Raw genomic sequence first — 3563 nt, forward strand, 5'->3', positions numbered from 1 at the left:
GCGCGGGGGCCGGCGCCGCCCGTCCCTCCTGGCGCCAGGCCAGGCCGATTCCGGCCAGCAGCAACAGCATCAGGGACAGAGCGGCGAGGCGGAGGGGCATGACGGTCACCTTGGCGGAGCCGGGAGCGGCCCGGCGGACCGGCCCATTTTAATCATCTGTCAATAAAAAGCGACACTCCTCTAAAATGAGGCACGCGGCCGGCCACGGGCGGCGCGGCGTTGCGGTAACCTGCGCGTGAGTATCGGCCACACCCCCGCATCCTGGCAGGATACCGGAGCGGGGCGGCCGCGGGAGCCGAGTGGATGGGCCTGACGCAGGTGCCGCGCTTCATCGCGCCGCATTTCATCGAGATCGAGGGCAGCGCGGACATTCCCGGTCCGGTCCGCCGGGCCTGTTCCTTCACCACCGCCGCTCCCGGCTGGCCGCGCGACGCCGACGGCGCCACCCACCGGCATCGCTGCGAGCTGCGCTCGCTGAGCGGCCGCTGGCAGGAGGCGGGCCCCGTCGCCTGGCGCACCGAGACCTGGCCCTGCGCCGCCGGCCTGGCCGAGCCCCTGCAGATCAGCGAGGGCACGGCGCCCGACCTGATGCACGCCATCGCCGCCGCGCTGGGCGCCGCCCATATGCCGCCGCGTCCCTCCGGGGCCAGCCGCGCCGCCGTGCTCTGCGTCGCCCCGGGCTTCGTCGAGATGCAGCGCGAGGCCGGGTTGCCGCGCATCTGGGTCAGCGCGCATCTGAGCGCGGCCGGACCCGTCTCCGCCAACCAGCCCTGGACGCATCTGCTGACCGCCTTCATCCGCGAATGGCCGGGCCGCGCCGGCGGCGGCTATCGCTGCGAGCTGGAGACCCTGCCCTATGCCGCGGTGATGCCCGGCCTGGCCCCCGCCGCCGCCACGCTGCGCGAGACCGCCTGCTGGGAGGCGGACAGCCTGGAGGCCGCCATGCAGGGCTGCCTGTCGCGCGTCTTCGCGCCGCGCGTGGTGGCGCCGGAGCCGGATTTCGGCGCCGATTGAGGATCAACCGTCAACGGTTCAAGTTGACGTTGACGGCCTGGCCTGGCTTTGGCAGCTTCCCGCCCGGCGGATTCTGACGTCAGAATCCCGCCCGGATCGCGGGGGGACGGCATGGACGGGGACGCGCTGCGCAGGCTGCGCCAGCAGCTGAGGCTCAGCCAGTCGGAGCTGAAGGAGGCGCTGAACACCGCGCTCGGCCGCAGCTACGACAAGCCGCGCATCTCGCGCTGGGAGAACGGGCGCGAGCCGATCCCGGAGGAGGTGGCGCGCAGCGTCGCCGCCATGGCGGATGGCCGGCCGCGCCATGCCCGCATCCTGGTGCTGGCCAACCAGAAGGGCGGTGTCGGCAAAACGACGTCGGCGCTGAACCTGGCCTGTGGCCTGGCCCGGCAGGGGGAGCGGGTGCTGCTGGTCGATCTCGACCCGCAGGCCACCGCCTCGGTCGCGCTGCTGGCCTCGGGCCATGTCGAGGCCTGGCGCCAGGGCCGCACCATGGCGCATGTCATCCTGCGCGACCAGCCGGTGGAGCAGGCCATCCTCGGCCATGACGACCCGCTGCTGGCCGGCCGCGCCCCCTTCGACCTGGCGCCGAGCCATATCGAGCTGGCCGAGACCGATGGCCGCCGCGAACCCGGCTTCGATGTGGCGCTGCGCGAGGCGCTGGAGGCGGTGCGCGGCCGCTACGACACCATCCTGATCGACGCGCCGCCCAATCTCGGCATGCTGACGGTGATGGGGCTGGCGGCGGCGGACGCCGTCATCATCCCGGTGCGCACCGAGCCCTATGACAGCATGGGCGTCGGCCTGATCCTCTCCACCATCGGCAAGGTGCAGCGGCGGCTGAACCCGGCGCTGCGCCTGGCCGGCATCCTGCCGACGCAGTATGGCGCCCGCAAATCGGTCGATCGCGAGGTGCTGGAGCAACTCGTCGCCATCATGCAGGGCCGCGCCCCGGTGCTGGAGCCGGTGCCCTCCTCCGCCATCTTCGGCCATGCCGCGCGCAATGGCCGCATCGCGCTGGAGGCCTCGCCGGGCGCCGCGGCGGTCGCCGTCTATGCCCGGCTGGCCGCGGCGCTGGTGGCCGGCACCGCCCTGCCCGAAGCGCGCCTTTCGCCCCTGGAGGAAAGCGCATGAGCCGCCCCCGCAACCGCCCCGCCTCCCCCGTGCTGGGCGCCGCCATGTCGGTGATCGGCGCGGCGGCCGAGGGGCTGGTGCCGCAGGACAGCCGCTTCCGCCACAGCTTCGAGGCGCCGCTGGAGCGCATCCACCCCGACCCCGACCAGCCGCGCAAGCATTTCGACGCGGCGGAGATCGCCGCCCTAGCCGCGACCATGGCGGCGGAGGGCCAGCTGCAGCCGGTGCTGTTGCGTCGCCACCCCGAGCGGCGGGGCGAGTGGATCCTGGTCGCCGGCGAACGCCGCTATCGCGCCGCGAAGCACAATGGCTGGTCCAGCCTGCTGGCGATCGAGCATGAGGGCGATGCCGCCCTGGCGGCGCTGCTGGAGAATTTGCAGCGTCAGGATCTGACGCCGGAGGAGGAAGCGCGCGGCGTGCAGCGCCTGCTGGCGACGCGCGGCATGACCCAGGTGGCGGCGTCCGCGCTGCTCGGCCGCAGCACGGCGGAGATCAGCGCGACGCTGCGCCTGCTGACCCTGCCGGAGGACTTCCTGGCCCGTGCCAGCACCCTGCCGCGCAATTTGCTGGTGGAACTGGCGCGGCTGGAGGCCGGCCCGCTGCGCGAGAAGCTGCTGCGCCAGGCCGAGGCCGGCACGCTGACGGTGCGCGGCCTGCGCGCCGCGCGCAGCGCCCCTGCCCTGCCCGACCCGGCGCCGGAGCCAGACGTGCCGCCCCCCCCTGCCCCGCGCCTCAGCCCCGCTCTGTTCGACCGGCTGGAAGCCGCGCTGGAACAGCGTCAGGCCGAGGGGGGGCCGCTCGGCCCGGCGGAACGGCGCCGACTGCTGGCCCTCCGCCAGCGGATCGAGGCGCTGCTGGACGCCGTGGAGTCTGTCTGAAGCGCTTGAGGGGGCTTTGCCCCCTCACACTCCCCCAGCAGGGGACAGGGTCCCCTGCACCCGCCTTCGGTAAGGGGACGGAGATTCTGACGTCAGAATCTCCGCCGCGCCTCAGCCACCGGACCCGTCGCGCGGCGTCTCGCCACGCCCGGTCATCACCTCGGCGGCGGCCGCCAGCATCTCGCCCAGCTGGCGCTGCGTGCCATCCAGCGCGTCGCCCAGGCGCGAGGCCGCCTCCACCTGCCGCTCCAGCGCGCCCAGCACCGGCTGCAGCTCCGCCTGCGCGTCGCGCTGGCCGAGGATGCTGACCAGCGCCTGCAGCCGCAGCGCGCTGGTCTCCAGGCTGTCCGTGCCGGAGGCGAAGCGGTCGGTGGTCTCGGTCAGGTAGCGGGCGGCATCGCCCAGCGTCGCCTCGTTGCGCAGCAGCCGGTCCACATAGCCGGCCAGTTCGCGCAGCTGCGCGGCCAGCGCCTCGCTGCCCGCGCCGCCGCCGGGCGCCGATTCCAGGGCCAGCGGCGCGCCTTCACCGGTCGGCGC

At 74.1% G+C, this 3563-nt stretch carries 4 protein-coding genes; 3 read left to right on the top strand and 1 reads right to left on the bottom strand.

All coding sequences use genetic code 11. From position 1 onward, the window contains the following. Positions 1 to 303: 303 nt before the first annotated feature. From HMPREF0731_RS18115 to HMPREF0731_RS18125, 3 genes are all read left to right on the top strand, one after another. Positions 304 to 1014, top strand: coding sequence for a hypothetical protein (locus HMPREF0731_RS18115; protein WP_040613919.1), 711 nt, complete (start codon positions 304 to 306; stop codon positions 1012 to 1014). Between the two features lie 111 nt (positions 1015 to 1125). Continuing rightward, complete coding sequence (locus HMPREF0731_RS18120; RefSeq protein WP_007005645.1) at positions 1126 to 2148, top strand: ParA family protein; 1023 nt, start codon at positions 1126 to 1128, stop codon at positions 2146 to 2148. Further along, positions 2145 to 3026, top strand: a complete 882-nt coding sequence (locus tag HMPREF0731_RS18125) for a ParB/RepB/Spo0J family partition protein (RefSeq protein ID WP_007005646.1) — start codon at positions 2145 to 2147, stop codon at positions 3024 to 3026. Before HMPREF0731_RS18120 ends, HMPREF0731_RS18125 begins: the two co-directional genes overlap by 4 nt. 111 nt (positions 3027 to 3137) lie before the next feature. Here HMPREF0731_RS18125 and HMPREF0731_RS18130 read toward each other — a convergent pair. After that, positions 3138 to 3563: hypothetical protein (locus HMPREF0731_RS18130; protein ID WP_007005647.1), on the bottom strand; the 426-nt coding region annotated here is incomplete at its 5' end.

Origin of the sequence: Pseudoroseomonas cervicalis ATCC 49957 (assembly GCF_000164635.1) — a bacterium.
Classification (GTDB): Bacteria; Pseudomonadota; Alphaproteobacteria; order Acetobacterales; family Acetobacteraceae; genus Pseudoroseomonas; species Pseudoroseomonas cervicalis.

Excerpts from the sequence above, each read along its gene's own strand:
- HMPREF0731_RS18115 (WP_040613919.1), top strand. The coding sequence starts at position 304 with ATGGGCCTGACGCAGGTGCCGCGCTTCATCGCGCCGCATTTCATCGAG.
- HMPREF0731_RS18120 (WP_007005645.1), top strand. The coding sequence starts at position 1,126 with ATGGACGGGGACGCGCTGCGCAGGCTGCGCCAGCAGCTGAGGCTCAGC.
- HMPREF0731_RS18125 (WP_007005646.1), top strand. The coding sequence starts at position 2,145 with ATGAGCCGCCCCCGCAACCGCCCCGCCTCCCCCGTGCTGGGCGCCGCC.